Origin of the sequence: Nocardioides aquiterrae (genome assembly GCF_039526625.1) — a bacterium.
Lineage (GTDB): Bacteria > Actinomycetota > Actinomycetes > Propionibacteriales > Nocardioidaceae > Nocardioides > Nocardioides aquiterrae.
Map to the genome: position 1 here is coordinate 1 of NZ_BAAAJE010000039.1, position 15854 is coordinate 15854.

General features: G+C 72.9%; 15 protein-coding genes and 1 tRNA gene. 9 read left to right on the forward strand and 7 right to left on the reverse strand.

The window, feature by feature from the left end; all coding sequences use genetic code 11:
• Positions 1 to 159: 159 nt before the first annotated feature.
• The 5 genes from ABD086_RS25005 (at position 160) to ABD086_RS25025 (ending at position 3706) form a co-directional block, all read left to right on the forward strand.
• The gene (locus ABD086_RS25005) at positions 160 to 738 is read left to right on the forward strand and encodes a sigma-70 family RNA polymerase sigma factor (protein ID WP_343911361.1); all 579 of its coding nucleotides are present in this window, start codon (positions 160 to 162) and stop codon (positions 736 to 738) included.
• Positions 739 to 1758, forward strand: a complete 1020-nt coding sequence (locus ABD086_RS25010) for a maleylpyruvate isomerase family mycothiol-dependent enzyme (protein WP_343911363.1) — start codon at positions 739 to 741, stop codon at positions 1756 to 1758.
• A 20-nt stretch (positions 1759 to 1778) separates the two neighbouring features.
• Positions 1779 to 1852: transfer RNA gene (locus ABD086_RS25015), tRNA-Ile, on the forward strand.
• Between the two features lie 86 nt (positions 1853 to 1938).
• Entirely contained in the window at positions 1939 to 2868 is a 930-nt protein-coding gene (locus ABD086_RS25020; protein ID WP_343911365.1) for a carbon-nitrogen hydrolase family protein, read from the forward strand.
• Between the two features lie 37 nt (positions 2869 to 2905).
• Positions 2906 to 3706 (forward strand): MBL fold metallo-hydrolase, encoded by an 801-nt coding sequence (locus ABD086_RS25025; protein ID WP_343911367.1) that lies wholly within the window; start codon positions 2906 to 2908, stop codon positions 3704 to 3706.
• On the opposite strand, the gene ABD086_RS25030 is transcribed toward ABD086_RS25025, so the two are convergent.
• The 4 genes from ABD086_RS25030 to ABD086_RS25045 form a co-directional block, all read right to left on the reverse strand.
• The gene (locus ABD086_RS25030; RefSeq protein WP_343911369.1) at positions 3700 to 5301 is read right to left on the reverse strand and encodes a methyl-accepting chemotaxis protein; all 1602 of its coding nucleotides are present in this window, start codon (positions 5299 to 5301) and stop codon (positions 3700 to 3702) included. The genes ABD086_RS25025 and ABD086_RS25030 overlap by 7 nt on opposite strands.
• A 112-nt stretch (positions 5302 to 5413) precedes the next feature.
• Positions 5414 to 5893, reverse strand: a complete 480-nt coding sequence (locus ABD086_RS25035) for an SRPBCC family protein (protein WP_343911372.1) — start codon at positions 5891 to 5893, stop codon at positions 5414 to 5416.
• Positions 5886 to 6197, reverse strand: coding sequence for an ArsR/SmtB family transcription factor (locus tag ABD086_RS25040; RefSeq protein ID WP_343911374.1), 312 nt, complete (start codon positions 6195 to 6197; stop codon positions 5886 to 5888). Before ABD086_RS25040 ends, ABD086_RS25035 begins: the two co-directional genes overlap by 8 nt.
• 43 nt (positions 6198 to 6240) lie before the next feature.
• Positions 6241 to 7212, reverse strand: coding sequence for an aldo/keto reductase (locus ABD086_RS25045; RefSeq protein ID WP_343911376.1), 972 nt, complete (start codon positions 7210 to 7212; stop codon positions 6241 to 6243).
• Between the two features lie 90 nt (positions 7213 to 7302).
• Here ABD086_RS25045 and ABD086_RS25050 point away from each other — a divergent pair, with 90 nt between their 5' ends.
• Positions 7303 to 7869: a hypothetical protein gene (locus ABD086_RS25050; protein WP_343911378.1), complete on the forward strand. Its 567-nt coding sequence runs from the start codon at positions 7303 to 7305 to the stop codon at positions 7867 to 7869.
• Between the two features lie 10 nt (positions 7870 to 7879).
• Complete coding sequence (locus ABD086_RS25055; RefSeq protein WP_343911380.1) at positions 7880 to 8098, forward strand: DUF3099 domain-containing protein; 219 nt, start codon at positions 7880 to 7882, stop codon at positions 8096 to 8098.
• A 9-nt stretch (positions 8099 to 8107) separates the two neighbouring features.
• Here the strand turns inward: ABD086_RS25055 and ABD086_RS25060 are convergent, their stop codons facing one another.
• The 3 genes from ABD086_RS25060 to ABD086_RS25070 are packed head-to-tail and all read right to left on the reverse strand — an operon-like array spanning position 8108 to position 12939.
• Positions 8108 to 8317 (reverse strand): hypothetical protein, encoded by a 210-nt coding sequence (locus ABD086_RS25060; protein ID WP_343911382.1) that lies wholly within the window; start codon positions 8315 to 8317, stop codon positions 8108 to 8110.
• 17 nt (positions 8318 to 8334) lie between these two features.
• On the reverse strand, positions 8335 to 11511 hold the full coding sequence (locus ABD086_RS25065) for a response regulator (RefSeq protein WP_343911384.1): 3177 nt from the start codon (positions 11509 to 11511) through the stop codon (positions 8335 to 8337).
• A gap of 33 nt (positions 11512 to 11544) precedes the next feature.
• Positions 11545 to 12939 (reverse strand): serine/threonine-protein kinase, encoded by a 1395-nt coding sequence (locus ABD086_RS25070; RefSeq protein WP_343911386.1) that lies wholly within the window; start codon positions 12937 to 12939, stop codon positions 11545 to 11547.
• 87 nt (positions 12940 to 13026) lie between these two features.
• Between ABD086_RS25070 and tyrS the strand changes: the two genes are divergently transcribed.
• Both tyrS and ABD086_RS25080 read left to right on the forward strand, forming a co-directional pair.
• Entirely contained in the window at positions 13027 to 14298 is a 1272-nt protein-coding gene (gene tyrS, locus ABD086_RS25075) for a tyrosine--tRNA ligase (protein WP_343911388.1), read from the forward strand.
• On the forward strand, positions 14295 to 15329 hold the full coding sequence (locus ABD086_RS25080) for an alpha-hydroxy acid oxidase (protein ID WP_343911390.1): 1035 nt from the start codon (positions 14295 to 14297) through the stop codon (positions 15327 to 15329). The genes tyrS and ABD086_RS25080 overlap by 4 nt, the downstream gene beginning before the upstream one ends.
• The last annotated feature ends 525 nt before the right edge of the window (positions 15330 to 15854 follow it).

The following is a 15854-nucleotide window of genomic DNA, read 5'->3' on the forward strand; positions in this document are numbered from 1 at the left end:
CGCACTCGGCGGGCTACCCCCGACCAGTCGCCTGTGACCAACCTGATGGCCGGGTACACCTAGACCGCGGGGCCGCCGTGCTGCCGCGGTGATCCGCCGGCCCGCACCGGACGAATCCGTTCCGTGCCCACCAGGCTGATCCGGGACTACCGTGACCGCATGACGGCGCGCGGACCGTCCCCGCACGAGGCGCAGCTGCTCGCGCGTATCGCCGCCGGCGACGGCGCGGCCCTCGCCGCGCTGTACGACGAGCACGCGGCGGTCGTGTTCGGGGTCGCGCGTCGCGTGACCCGCGACGAGCAGCTGGCCCGCGAGGTCTGCCAGGAGGTGTTCGCCTACCTGTGGGAGCGCCCCGACCGGGTCGACCTGGCCCGGGGATCGATCCGCGCCCTGCTGGTCGTCGTCGCGCACCGCCGCGCCGTCGACGAGGTACGCCGCAGTGAGCGCCGGCTCCGCGCCGAGACCCGGCTGGATGCGCCGGACCTCGCCGACGGACCCGAGCCCGAGGTCGTGGACGCCGCGGCCGCCCGCTGGCGCGACCAGCGGCTCTGCGCCCTGGTGGACGCCTTGCCGCCGGACCAGCGGCAGGCACTGCGGCTGGCGTACTACGAGGGCCTGACCTACCGGCAGGTCGCCGCCCGCCTCGGCATCGCGGAGGGGACGGCGAAGTCGCGGCTGCGGCTGGCGCTGGCGCGGCTGCGGGCGTCGCTGGAGACCGAGTACGGGACGGCGATGTAGATGACCGACGAACGGAACCCGGGCATGGGCGAGTACGACGACGAGCCGGCCGCGCTGCTGGCGCTCGACGCGCTGACGCCCGACGAGCAGGTCGAGGCCGAGCTGCGCCTCGGCCCCTGGCCGATGCCGCTCGCCGAGGCGACCCTGCCGCTGGCCGAGGCGGTCGCGAGCGAACCCCCACCCGACCTGCGCTCGGACGTCCTGGCGGCGGCGCTCGCGCGCCGCCCGGCCGGCCGGCCGGTGCCCGCGGTCCGCGCGGTGACGCCGGCGGAGGCCTTCGAGCGGACCCTGGACGAGTTCCACGACCTGCTGCTCTCCCTGTCCGAGGCCGAGGCGTCGCGGAGCGCGCACGAGGAGCACGGCCGGGTGCGGGACCTGGTCGCGCACCTGGCGGGCGTCGAGCGGCTCAACCTCCGCTGGCTGGACCCCGACGGCGACGCGCCGTACCTGCCCGACCACGTCGCGGCGACCCGCGCCACCGTCGCGGAGCTCGCGGACCTCCCGTTCGCCGAGGTGGTCGCCCGGTGGCACGCGGCCGCCCTGGCGATGCTCGCGGCGGCCCGGCGCGGGGACCAGGACCGGCAGGTTCCGTTCCACGACATCGCCGTGACCGTCGGCGGGATGCTGACCATGCGCACGTTCGAGCTGTGGGCACACGGGATGGACATCGCCCTGGCGACCGACCGGCCGCTGCTCGACCTCGACGACGAGCGGATGCGGCTGATGTCGTCCCGGCTGATGGACGCGCTGCCGCTGGCGCTGGCCTACCGCGGCGTCGAGCCCCCCGGCCGCACCGTCCGGTTCGTGCTGACCGGTCCCGGCGGCGGCTGCTACGACGTACCGCTCGACGGCGCAGCCGCCGCCACCGACCCCGACGTCCTGGTCGTCACCGACGTCGTCGCCCTGTGCCGGGTCGCCGCCGCCCGCCTGGGCCCCGACCGGCTGGACGTCACGGTGGAGGGCGACCGGGAGCTGGCCGACCTGGTGCTCGCCCACGTCGATGCGTTCGCCCGCGACTGACTAGGGTGTCCCGAGCACACGGGGCGGTAGCTCAGTCGGTCAGAGCAGAGGACTCATAATCCTTGGGTCGTGGGTTCGAGCCCCACCCGCCCCACCGGCCTCAGGCGTCCCACCGCCGATGGATAGGGTCTCGTGGACTTCACCCCCTGCGGCGGAAGGCCGGTCTTGCGAGTTGCGGCAGTGCTGATGGAGCCCGTGCTGGGCGACGTGGCGGAGAACCTCCGCCGGGCCGAGGTGCTCGCGGACGAGGCGGGGGCGGCGGGGGCCGAGTGGATCGTGCTGCCCGAGTTCTTCTCGACCGGGATGGGGTTCGCCGAGCGCATGGCGGACGCTGCCCTGCCGGTCGAGGGGCCTGCTCTCGACCTGCTGCGGCGGCTCGCGCGGCGGCACGGCGCCACGGTCGGCGGCTCGTTCATCTGTCGCGATGCCGACGGGCACAACCGCAACGCCTTCTTCCTGGTGGGCCCCGGCGGCGACGTGCTGGGCCGCCACGACAAGGACCTCCCGACGATGTGGGAGAACTGCTTCTACGTCGGAGGCGACGACGACGGCGTGATCGATGCGGGGGAGCTCACCGCGGGCGCCGCGGTCTGCTGGGAGTTCATGCGCACCCAGACCGCCCACCGGCTCCGCCGACGGGTCGACCTGGTCGTCGGGGGCTCCGCCTGGTGGAGCATCCCCGCCTGGCGCCCCCGGTGGCTGACCCGCCGGATGGAGGAGGGCAACGCCCGGACGGCGGCCGGCGTGGCGGCGGCGATGGCGCGCGTGGTCGGCGCCCCGGTCGTGCACGCGGCCCACGTGGGAGCGCTCGAGTGCCCGCTCCCGTGGAGCCCGCTGACCTATCGCGGCTGGCTCCAGGGGGGTGCGGTGATCTGTGACGCCGGGGGAGAGGTGCTGGCCCGCCGGGACCGCACCGAGGGCCCCGGCGTCGTCGTGGCCGACATCGAGCCCGGGCGGCGTACCCCGGTGGACGACATCCCCGCCGGGTTCTGGTTCCACGACCGCGGGGCGCTGTCGGCGTTCACGTGGTTCTACCAGCGCCACCACGGGAAGCGGTGGTACCGCCGGCACGCCCTGGGCCGCCCGACGGCACAGGTGGAGCGGGCCTGACCCTGTTTGCGGATGCTGTCGGCGGGCACTGCGGAGCATGCGCGCGACCCTGGAGTTCGTCGGTACGGCGACCACGCTGCTGCGGCTCGGACCGTTCACGCTCCTGACCGACCCGAACTTCCTGCACCGGGGACAGCGGGCCTATCTCGGCAAGGGGCTGTTCTCGAAGCGGCTCACCGAGCCGTCCCTCCAGCCCGAGGACCTTCCCGCTCTCGACGGGGTGCTGCTGTCGCACCTGCACGGCGACCACTTCGACCGGATCGCACGCGACCGGCTGGACCGGGACCTGACGGTGCTCACGACGCCGGCCGCGAGCCGGAAGCTCTCCTCCTGGGGGTTCTCCGGCGCGCACGGCATGGACACGTGGGAGACCGCGGCGTTCGACGACGGGTCCGCCTCGCTCACCGTCACCTCGGTGCCGGGCCGGCACGCGCCGGGGGTGTTCCAGAGCGTCTTCCCGCCGGTGATGGGCAGCGTGCTCGAGCTCCAGGAGGGCGACGCGGCGCCGTTCCGCGTCTACGTCACCGGCGACACGCTCTGCTACCCGTGGCTGCGCGAGGTCACCGAGCGCTGCGGCCCGGTCGACGCGATGGTCATCCACCTCGGCGGCACCCGCGCCTTCGGCCTGCTGGTCACCATGGACGGCGACCAGGGCGTCGACCTCGTCGACCTCGTCCGGCCGGGCGTCACGGTCCCGATCCACTACGACGACTACACGGTCTTCCGGTCCCCGCTCGAGGACTTCCTCGACGCCTGCCGCGACCGCGACGCACCCACCCGCGTGCAGCCGGTCGCTCGCGGCCAGGTGGTGTCGCTCCAGAACCCGCGGGGTCAGTAGCGGAACTGCCCGACCAGCTCCTGCATCCGGTACGCCACCGCGGAGAGCCCGTCGGCCGCGGACCGGGTGGCGGCGGACGCCTCGGTGGTGTCCCCGGCCAGCCGGGCGACCTCGTCGACGGTCTCGGCGATCGTGGCGCTGCCCGTGGCCGCCTCGGAGACACCGCGACTCATCTCGGTGCTCGTCGCGGTCTGCTGCTCGATCGCGGCCGCGATGGCGACCTGGGAGTCGCTGACCTGGTCGATGACGCCGGAGATCCGGGCGATCGCCTCGACGGCGCGGACGGCGTCCTGCTGGATCGCCGAGACCCGGCGCGCGATGTCCTCGGTCGCCGAGCCGGTCTGGTCGGCGAGCTCCTTCACCTCACCCGCGACCACCGCGAAGCCCTTGCCGGCCTCACCGGCGCGTGCGGCCTCGATGGTGGCGTTCAGGGCCAGCAGGTTCGTCTGCTCCGCGATGCTGGAGATCAGCTTCACCACGTTGCTGATCTCGGCCGAGGACGCACCGAGCTGGGTGACCAGCTCGGTGGTGCCCTGGGCGAGCGACACGGCCTCGGTGGCGACCGTGGAGGCGCTGCCCGTGCTCTGGGCGATCTCCCGGATCGACGCCGACATCTCCTCGGTCCCGGCGGCGACCGCCTGGACGTGGGTCGACACCTGGCCGGCGGTCGCCGAGACCTGGCGGGCGGTGTCGGCGGATCCTCGGGCCGACTCGCTCATCCGCGCCGCGACCTCCGAGAGGTCGGTCGACGAGCCGGCGAGCTCGCCGGCGGCCCGGTCGATGTCACCGACGGCCGACCGGAGCCGCTCGGTGGCCCGCTCCAGGGCGGCCGCCATCTGGCCCAGCTCGTCGGCGCTGTCGACGTCCGCGTGCACGGTGAGGTCGCCCTTGGCGAGCGCGTCCAGCACGGCCCGGACCCGGTGGATGGGCCGGACCAGCGACCGGCTGAGCAGCAACCCGAGGACCACGACGACGACGACGCCCACGCCGGCGCCCACGAGCAGGCGGACGACGGCACCGCGCTCGGCTTGCACGCCGCGCTGCGCGTCGGCGGCGTACACGGCCACGGCGTCGCCGACCTCGGGCAGCGCCTTCTCGAGGGCGTGGAAGCGGTCGAGGAACGCCGGGTACTGGGCGCGCGCCGCCGCGGGGTTCCGCGCGGCCCGGTCCAACCACGCCGCCGCCCCGGCGAGGTACTCGTCGACCACCGGCGCGACCTTCGCGCGGGCCGCGTCGATCTCGGGCCCGAGCCCGGCCGAGCCGACGCTGTCGAAGCTCGCGCGCAGCAGGTCGGCGTGCTCCTGGTACGCGGCGGTGGCCGCCGCGACGGCCTCCGGGTCGTCCGGACTGCTGAGCACCTCCAGCACGTCCGCGCGGATCGCGTCGTGCATCATGTCCGCCTCGCCGACCGCGGCGGTCGCGGCATTGGCGCGCAGCAGCTGGTCGCCGCGGCCGGCACCGGAGTCGACCAGGTGGGCGGAGTACGCGCCGACGACGAGCACCACTGCGGCGCCCGCGCCGACGATGCTGAGGACGCGGGTGCGGATCGAGCGGTCGGCGAAGCGCAGCCGGCGGCGGGGCGTGGTGTCGGTCATCGGGTGGTCCTCCTATGTGGTCTGCCTCACACCCACACTGTCGGCGCGCCGAGGAGGCTCCTGAGGCGCTGCCGCCGCGGTCTAGAACTCTCCGCCAGAGGACGTCCGCGCCTCAGCGCCCCTCGGCCGCGGTCGCGAAGCGCTCCAGGACGGCGGTCCAGGCGTCCGGGGCCTCGAAGACCTTGCGCATCGTCTCGGCGTCGTCCGCGTACGCCGCGAGGTCGCGGTGCTCGAGCTCGACCCGGGTGCGGTCGGGGCCTTCGGCCTCGAAGCGCACCTCGATTGTGGTCACGAGCTCCTCGTGGTACGTCCAGTCGCTGCCGATCTGCCAGGTCACGACCAGCCGGTGCGGGCGGTCGTGGACGACGACGTACCCGGTCGAGGTCTCCGAGCCGTCCTCGTGCCGGGTGTACCAGCGACCGCCGGCGTGCGGCTCGATGACGATCTCGGCGATCGGCGCGGACCCGATGTGGTGCTCGGCGGGCCACCACGAGGTCATGTCGGCGGTGAAGATGTCGAAGGCCCGCTCCTGCGGGACCGCCACGGTCACGCCCCGGACGATCGGGGCCGGCTGCCCGGGCTGCTCAGTCATCGGTGTCTCCTCGGGTTCGTCGTTCGAACGCGCCGAGCGAGCGCTTCCAGAAGTCGTCCAGGTGCCGCCGGAGTACGGCGAGCCCGTCCGGGTCGACGCGGTACAGCCGGCGCGTCCCCTGCTGCTCGTCGAGCACCAGGCCGACCTCCTTGAGCACCTTGAGGTGCTGGGAGACGGCCGGACGGCTCACCGGCAGGTCCGCGGCCAGCTCGCCCACGGCGCGCGGGCCGTCGGAGAGCTGGTCGAGGATCGCCTGCCGGGTCGGGTCCCCGAGGGCGGTCAGCATCGCTTGTGCGTTCGTCATGGCTAACCGTAAGTAGAAACTAACGGTAAGTGGATGTCAACCGTCAGGCGTGGCCGGCCACCGGGTGCGGGACGTACCCCGCGGACAGCTCCTCGAGCTCGTCGGCCGATAGCTCCAGGTCGACCGCTGCCACGGCGTCCGCCAGGTGCTGCGGCTTGGTGGCGCCGACGATCGGCGCGGTGACCACCGGCTGGTGCAGCAGCCAGGCCAGCGCCACCTGGGCCCGCGACACCCCGCGCCGCGACGCCACCCGGGCCACGGCCTCGACGATGGCGCGGTCCTCCTCGCGGTACAGCGTCTTCCCGAACCGGTCCGTCTCCGACCGTTCGGTCTCCTCGTCCCAGTCGCGGGTCAGCCGGCCGCGCGCCAACGGGCTCCACGGGAGCACGCCGACCCCCTGGTCCGCGCAGAGCGGCAGCATCTCCCGCTCCTCCTCGCGGTAGACCAGGTTGTAGTGGTTCTGCATCGAGACGAACGGCGTCCAGCCGTTGGTCGCCGCGACATGCTGCGCCTTCGCGAACTGCCAGGCCCACATCGACGACGCGCCGAGGTAGCGCGCCTTGCCCGCGCGGACCACGTCGTGCAGCGCCTCCATCGTCTCCTCGATCGGCACCGCCGGATCCCAGCGATGGATCTGGTACAGGTCGACGTAGTCGGTCCCGAGCCGCCGCAGCGACTCGTCGATCTCGTGCAGGATCGCCTTGCGCGACAGGCCCGCGCCGTACGGCCCGGGGCGCATCCGGCCGTGCACCTTGGTGGCGATGACCACGTCCTCGCGCCGGGCGAAGTCGCGCAGCGCGCGCCCGGTGAACTCCTCGCTGCTGCCGCCGGAGTAGACGTTGGCGGTGTCGAACACCGTCACGCCGGCCTCCAGCGCGTCCTTGATGATCGTCCGGGCGGCCTCCTCGCCGAGCACCCACGGGTGCCCGCCGCGCGCCGGGTCGCCCCAGCTCATGCAACCGAGGACGATGGCGGAGACGTCCAGGCCGGTCCGGCCGAGCTTCGTGTAGCGCATGGGGCCCAGCCTTCCACCGCCCTGGTGAGCCGCGACGATGGCCCGGACGGGCCATCGCGCACCGGCGGATCGCCGGCCTACGTTCCGGCCATGACCAGCACCCGTCGCCCGGGGCGGCGCGCCATCCTGACGGGACTCGTCATGGCGGCGACGGCGGTCGTCGTGCTCGTGGTGGGCGTGGTCGTCTACAAGGCGTTCGAGGGCCCGCCCAGCGACGGCGCCGTCGTCTTCGAGATGCCGGGGAGCACCGACGCGGACCTGACCGCCGGCGACTGGGCGCTCTACAGCCCGCAGAACGACGACAACACCTACTTCGTTGCCTCGGAAGACGAGGTCTCGGTCGACGGTCCGGGCGTCGTCGCCGAGCGGAGCACCGTGAGCTTCTTCAGCGACACGACCAAGGTCGAGATCGACGGCGTCGAGTACGAGATCTTCATGTACCTGGACGTGCCGACCACCGGCCGGTACACGATCGACATCGTCGGCGACGGCGAGCCAGGCCCGGTCGCCGTGGCCCGGTACGACGACGACGAGCTGGTCGGCTGGGTGCTGGTCATCTCGGTCGTGGTCGCCGTGCCCCTGTTCCTGGCCGGGATCGTGACCCTGGTCGTGGGCCTGGTGCTGCGCGGCGTCGGCCGCCGCCGGGCCGCCGCGTAACGTCGGGGGCGTGGACCGCCGTACCCGCCACCGCCGCTACTTCTGGCTGATGGGTACCTGCCTGGTGCTCATCCTGCTCGCGTGGAACGTGGTGCGGCTCTGGTCGACGACCGCAGCGGTCGCCATGAGCGTGGTGGCGGCGCTCATCCCGCCGATCGCGGCGTTCGTGGGCAACCAGGGCGCGCTCGACGAGTCCGCGCCGCCCACCCTGGACGAGCGCGAGCGCTGAGCGGCCCGGTCACTTCGAGGGCTGCGGGACGTCGACGTTGCAGTCGACCTTCGGGTTCGCGCCGGCGTAGTTGAGCGGCCCGGCGAGGATCGTCAGTGCGGTGTCGCCCGTCGTCTTGCAGCTGACCTCGCGGTCGCTTCCGAAGTAGCCGCGCTGCCAGGCCGCGGCGACCCCGATGACCAGCCAGATCACGATGACGAGGCCGATGATGGTCTTCATGTCGCCGTCGTACCCGCTCAGGAGCGCGAGTACGCCGCCTGGTAGGCCAGCAGGGCCGCCCGGCCCTCCTCGAGCGCCTGCTCCAGCCGGGGCAGCAGCTCCACCGCGCCCTCGGTGGAGCCCGTGTCGGCGGCCAGCTCGATCTCCTGCGCCGTGCGGCCCGCCGCCGTCACGCCCAGGTTGAGGGCGCCGCCGGCGAGCTTGTGGGAGACCTGCTTGAGCGTCGACGCGTCACCGGCCGCCACGGCCTCCTTGATGGCCGCCAGCGTGCCCGGGGTGTTGGTCACGAAGTTCCCGATCGCCCGGTCCAGGTACGTGGTGTTGCCGGGATCGAGGTCACGCAGCTCGTCGAGCCGCCCGAGCTCCAACCCGGCGATGTCGTCTCGGTCTTCGGTCACGGGTCGCACGCTACCTCGATCGCCCGGGTCGCCCTCGCCGAGCCACTGATCGAGCATCGCGCTGAGCGCGGCGGGATCGACCGGCTTGGTGAGGAAGTCGTCCATCCCGGCGGCGAGGCACCGCTCCCGCTCGCCCTCGACCGCCGCCGCGGTCATCGCGACCACGGGCACGGTCAGGCCGCGCTCCCGGATCGCCCGCGTCGCGGCGTACCCGTCCATGCGCGGCATCTGCACGTCCATGAGCACGAGGTCGTACTCGCGGGTCGCCAGCAGGTCGAGAGCAGAGGCCCCGTCGTCGGCGGTCTCGGTCGCGCAGCCGAGCGCCTCGAGGAGCCCGACCGCGACGAGCTGGTTCACAGGGTTGTCCTCGACCACCAGCACCCGGTGTGACGCCTCGTCGCCGGTGGCGGCCGGCTGGTCCGGCAACGGGCGCGGCTCGACGCCGGCCAGGTGGCGCAACAGCGCCTGGCGCAGCTCCACGGCGAGCACCGGCTTGGTCAGGCAGGCGGCGATGCCTGCCTCCTCGAGCTGGCCCGCCGCGGGGGTGGTGGCCGACGTCAGCATCAGGCGCGTCAGCCCGGGGTCGAGGGTGCGCGCGAGGTCGAGGCCGTCGCGGCCCGGCATCGACAGGTCCAGCAGGACGGCGTCGTACGGGTCGCCCGCGGCGCGCGCCTCGGCGACCATCCGCTCGGCCTCGTCGGCGTCGGCCGCGGCCGCGGCGCGCACCCGCCACCAGTCCAGCTGCTCCTGGAGGATCAGCCTGTTGTGGTCGTTGTCGTCGACGACCAGCACGTGCCGGCCGGCCAACCAGCTGCGAGCCCAGTCGTCGTCGGCGTCCGCCGCCGGCCCCGCCGGGGCGTCGAAGATCGCGGTGAACCAGAAGATGCTGCCCCCGCCCGGGTTGGGCTCCAGCCCGATCTCGCCGCCCAGCGCGCCGACGATCTCCTTCGAGATGGCCAGGCCGAGCCCCGTACCGCCGTACCGCCGGGTGGTGGAGGCGTCGGCCTGCGTGAACGCCTCGAAGAGCGTGTCGACGTCCCCCTCGAGCACGCCGACGCCGGTGTCCACGACCGTCACCCGGAGCCGGGTGCGGCCGTCGTCCGCCGGCTCGGCCGTCGCGCGGATCAGCACCTCGCCCGAGGGCGTGAACTTCACGGCGTTCGAGCCGAGGTTGGTCAGCACCTGCGCCAGTCGCGTCGGGTCGCCGGCCAGCACCTCCGGCACCTCGGGGTGGCAGGAGACCATCAGCTCCAGGCCCTTGGCGCGCGCGGACTCGGCCAGCAGGCTCGCCACCTGGTCGAACACCGGCCGCACCTCGAAGTCCAGGCGCTCCAGCTCCAGCTTGCCGGCCTCGATCTTGGAGAAGTCGAGCACGTCGTTGATCACGCTGAGCAGCGCGCGGCTGGCCACCTGGACCCCGGACGCGAGCCGCAGCTGGTCGGCGTCGAGCTCGGTGCGCAGCAGCAGGTCGTTGAGGCCGATGACACCGTTGAGCGGGGTCCGGATCTCGTGGCTCATGGTCGCGAGGAACTCCGACTTCTGCCGCGACGCCGCCAGGGCGCCGTCCCGCGCGTCCGCGAGCTCGCGCTGGGCGCGCTCGCGCTCGGCGACCCGGCCGAGCTGCACCCCGACCTGCTGGACCATCGACTCGATCAGCTCGAACCGGTACAGCGGCGGCGCCGACGTGATCGTCACCACCGCAACGACCTCCTCGGCGTACGACACCGGGAACGCGACCGTCAGCCGGCGGTCGTCCCAGACCGGCCGCCGCTCGCGGAACGCCCAGTTCGCCAGCGCGAGCTCCATCGCCGACTCGTCGGCCGTCTGCTCGTCGGCGCGGCGGTCCGCCTCGGTGAGGTGGACCGGCTCGACCGCGGTGCGTCCGGCGTTCGGCATGAACGCCCGGCCCCGCTTCCAGCCGTCGTGCAGCAGCACCATCGAGCGCGCCTGTCCCAGCACCTCGCGGAGCGTGGCCGCCTCGTTCGCGGCGCTCGCCACCGCCTGGAGGAGCGTGTTCTGCCGGACCTGGTCCTCGAGGGCGAGCTCGGCCTGCTTGGTCTCGGTGATGTCCTGGTGCGTGCCGTACATCTGGGTGACCCGTCCGGACGCGTCGGTCGCCGCGACGCCGCGTCCGCGGGTCCAGAGCCAGGTGTCGTCGGTCCGCTGCACGCGCGCCACGAAGACGAAGCTGCCGCCGTCGCGGACCGCGCCCTGCACGGCCTCGTCGACCCGGGCCCGGTCGTCGGGGTGGACGATCTCCAGGAAGTCGGCGTAGGTCGCCGGGAAGGACGCGGGGTCCAGCTCGTACAGGGCGATCAGCTCGTCGGAGGCCCAGATCCGGTCCTTGTCGACGTCCCACTCCCAGCTGCCGATCCGGGCGATCCGCTGCGCCTCGGCCAGCCGCCGCTGGCTGATCGTCAGGTCGTCGACGGCGCGGTGCCGGTCGCTGGAGTCGGTCATCCGGTGCAGGACCCTGACGGCGCCGTCCTGGGTGCTCAGGAAGGCCTCGCTGAGCGTCACCCAGATCGCCGAGCCGTCGCGGCGGATGAACATGCTCTCGACCTCGCCGTCGTTCACCGTCCCGCCGCGGAGGATCTCGAGGTGTGCGGCGAACTGTTCCCGGCCGGGCTCGTCGAGGGTGTCGAAGACCGTGAGGTCCGCCATGTCCTCGTCGCCCGCGCCGAACAGCTCGCGCAGGGCGGGGTTCGCGTAGCGGATCCGGCCGTCGAGGTCGAACACCCAGATGGCGTCCGGCGACGTCTCGACGATGTCCCGGTACAGGGTCGCCAGTTCCATCGAACCTCCTACCCCCACGATAGGGGGCCGGAGTCAGCTCTCGGCGGCGATGCGGAAGTCGCCGTCGGTGCCGTCGAGCGTGAGCGTCACGTCGTCGCGGGTCTTCGAGCCGTCGCGGCGGAGGTACTCGACGGTGTAGCTGATCTGCTTGCTCTCCGGATCGGCCCGTGCCGTCAGCACGTCGGCGGCCTGGAACTGCCGCCAGAACCTCTGGTACTGCCCGAAGTTGCCGCTGGCTGCCTGGAAGTCCGGCGTGAGCATCTCCCACGCGGACTTGGGGTCCGACGTCACGGTCGCCAGGTAGGTCTCGACGAAGTTCTCCATCCCGTCGGCGGTCACGTCGGCCGGCGCCGGCGCCGACGACGTCGGGGTGGAGGGTGCCGAGGAGGTCTTCGGGGTGCGGGAGCCGCTCTGCCCCGGGGGCTGGTCGTCGCCGCCGCCGGTCGACCCGGCGATCCAGGCGACCACGGTCAGGACGACGATCGCGGCGACCGCGGCGAGGACGGCGACCGGCGCTCCGGGGGGCCGGCGGTGCGGCCGCGGCGGGGCCGGCTCCGGCGCCAGCTCGGTCGGCAGGGGAGGGGGCGGCGGGGGAGGAGGGGGCGGTGGCGGAGCCGGGGCCACCAGCGTCCGGGTGTGCTCGGCAGGCAGGCCGTCGAGGTAGTCCCGGACGCGGGCCATCGGCCAGCGGTGCGCGGGGTCGACGGTCATGGTCGACTCGAGCAGGGGGCCCAGCCAGCCCGCGTCGGCGAGGCGCGGCGGGTCCTCGTGCACGATCCGGTACAGCGCGCCGAGCACGTTGTCGCCGACGTCGTACGGCGGATGGCCGGCGAGCGTGAAGTAGAGCGTCGCGCCGAGCGACCACACGTCGCTGGCGGGGGTCGCCTGCTGGCCGGAGGCGACCTCGGGGGAGAGGTACGCCGGCGAGCCGGTCACCAGGCCGGTCTGGGTGAGCGAGGCGTCGGCCTCGGCGCGGGCGATGCCGAAGTCGGACAGCTTCACCTGGCCGTCGGGCGCGACCAGGATGTTCGACGGCTTCACGTCGCGGTGCACGATGCCGGCCGCGTGCGCGGCCGCGAGCGCGTCGGCGGCCTGTCGCAGGATCGGGGCCGCACGCTCGGGCGCCAGCCCGCCCTCGCGCTGGACGAGCGCGCTGAGGGTCGTGCCCGCGACGTACTCCATGACCAGCCACTGCGCGTCGCCGTCGGTGACGAGGTCGTAGACGGCCACCACGTGCGGGTGGTTCAAGCGGGCGGCCAGGCGTGCCTCGCGCTCGGCGCGCGCCAGGTCCGGCGTGCTGCCGCCCGGCGCCATCCCGATCCGCTTGAGCGCTACCTCGCGGCCGAGCACGTCGTCGCGGCCGAGCCAGACGGCCCCCATGCCGCCGCGCCCGATCTCGCGCCCGATCTCGTACCTGCCTGCGATCACTCCACGTCCCTTCCCACAATCCGGCGAGCCTAGTCAGTGACGCACATGGCAGGCTGGACCCGCACATCCGCACCGGAAAGGTTCACCGTGACCGTCGACCCGACTCTCCTCGACGACCTCGAGTGGCGCGGCCTGATCGCGCACTCGACGGACCTCGACGCCCTGCGCGAGGCCCTGTCCGAGGGAAGCGTCCGGTTCTATGTGGGCTTCGACCCGACCGCGCCCAGCCTCCACATGGGCCACCTGGTCCAGGTGCTCACCGCCAAGCGGCTCCAGCTCGCCGGCCACACGCCGTACGCCCTGGTCGGCGGCGCCACCGGCATGATCGGCGACCCCCGCGACTCCGGGGAGCGCACGCTCAACTCGCTCGACACCGTCAAGGAATGGGTGGAGCGGGTGCGCGGGCAGATCGAGCCGTTCCTGTCCTTCGAGGGCCAGAACGCCGCGACCATGGTCAACAACTACGACTGGACCGCGAGCCTGTCGACGATCGACTTCCTCCGAGACATCGGCAAGCACTTCCCGGTCAACCGGATGCTGGCGCGCGACGTGGTCAGCCGGCGCCTCGAGACCGGCATCAGCTACACCGAGTTCAGCTACGTCCTGCTCCAGTCGATGGACTTCCTCAACCTCTTCCGCGACCACGGCGTCACGCTGCAGTTCGGCGGCTCCGACCAGTGGGGCAACCTCACGGCCGGCGTGGAGCTGATCCGCCGGGCCGACGGCGGCAAGGCACACGCGTTCGCGACGCCGCTGCTGACCAAGGCCGACGGCACCAAGTACGGCAAGACCGAGGGCGGTGCCCTGTGGCTCGACCCGGAGATGATGTCGCCGTACGCCTTCTACCAGTTCTGGCTCAACACCGAGGACGAGAAGGTCGGCGAGCTGCTGCGGGTGTTCACGTTCCTCTCCCGCGAGGAGATCGAGGCGCTCGAGGCCGAGCACGCCGAGAAGCCCTTCCTCCGCGCCGGCCAGCGGGCGCTCGCCGAGCACGTCACCACGCTGGTGCACGGAGCCGAGGAGACCAAGCGGATCAAGGCCGCGTCCGCCGCCCTGTTCGGCACCGGCGACCTGCGCGGCGTCGGTGCGTCGACGCTGCACGCCGCTCTCGCCACCGCGCGGGAGCTGGTGACGGTCGGCGCGGACGACGTGCCGACGATCGTGGACCTGCTCGTGGAGACGGGGCTGGTGAAGAGCAAGGGCGAGGCCCGGCGCGCGGTGACCGAGGGCGGCGCCTACCTGAACAACCAGCGCGTCGAGGACCCCGAGTACGTGCCGACCGACGCCGACCTGATCGAGGACCGGCTGCTGGTGCTGCGCCGCGGCAAGAAGAGCTTCGCCGGCGTCGAGGTCCGGTGACCGCGGAGGCGCGCTGGCTCGCCGACCTGGAACAGCGCGCCCGCGACGCCCTCTCGCCCGCCGTCGTCGAGTACCTCCTGCAGGGCGCTCGCGACTCGATCACCGCCGGTGAGGCCGTCGACGCCTGGGGTGCGATCCGGTTCCGTCCGCGGGTGCTGCACGACGTCACGCACGTCGACCCCGGGGTCACGCTGCTCGGCCACCGCTCCGAGCTGCCGTTCGGCGTCGCGCCGACCACGCTCCAGCGAGCCGTCCACCCCGACGGTGAGCTGGCGATGGCCCACGCGACCGCCGACGCCGGGGGAGTGCTGGTCGTCTCGAGCAACGCCGGCACGTCCTTCGCCGACATCGGGGCGACCGGCGTGCACTGGTGGCTGCAGGCCTACCTGCCCGCCGACCGCACGCTGGCGGAGCCGATGCTCGAGCGCGCCGTCGCGGCCGGGGCGCGGGCCGTCGTGCTCACGGTCGACACCCCGGTCGTCGGCACCAAGTACGCCGGTCCGGACGTGCCCGTGGTGTGGGAGACGGTCGACCCGGACCTGCTGCGGGTGAACTTCGACGCGGGCTACGACGACCTGCCCGGCGCGGAGAAGGCGCTCGACCTCGGTCCCGACGACCTCGGCTGGCTCGCCGACCGGACCGGTCTCCCGGTCGTGGTCAAGGGGGTGCTCCGCGCCGAGGACGCCGTGCGCAGCGTGCAGGCCGGAGCGGCGGCGGTGTGGGTCTCCAACCACGGGGGCCGGCAGCTCGACCGGTCCGCGGCCACCGCCAGCTGCCTGCCGGACGTGGTCGCGGCGATCGGTGGGCGGGCCCAGGTGTACGTCGACGGCGGGATCCGGACCGGCCTCGACGTGCTGGCCGCCCTGGCCCTCGGCGCCGACGCGGTCTTCCTCGGCCGGCTGCCGCTCCTGGCACTGGTCGAGGGACGCGACGGCGTGGCCGCGCTGCACCGGGAGCTGCTCCGGCAGACCGTCGACGCGCTGCGGCTCGCCGGGTGCCGGGCGGCCGCGGACGCCGTGCACCTGCTCTGACCTGCGCAAACGCGGTTGTGGCCGGGGTCACGTTTGCCCGATTTGAACTCGGGCCGCAGACCCCCTAATGTTCTCCGGGTCGCCAGGGCGCGGCGGGAGGCAAGACCGTCTGGTCGGGCCTCCGGCCCCGAAGCGGCCATCCTCTTCACGAAGAAGCCTCGAAATCGAGGTCCATCGGCGTGCGCGGGATGTGCGGGAAACAAGCGGATTTGCACTTCCGAGTTTACACCCGCTAAGTTTTACCGAGTCGCCCCGGGAGGGCCGCAGAAATGCGAAACCCCGAGTGCGTCTGATTCTTGAGAACTCAACAGTGTGTCATAGTCGACGAATTAGTTTGTAATGCCCCGTTGACTGACACCTTGCCTTTGGGTGGGTTGATGTCTTCGGATTTCTTTGACAATGATTCTGACAACTTGTCAGTGTCTCCTGTCAGGCATCTCTTTTTCCGGCTGGCTCCTTTTGTGGGGGGTTGGTTGGGTGTTGTTTTCAACGGAGAGTTTGATCCTGGCTCAGGACGAACGCTGG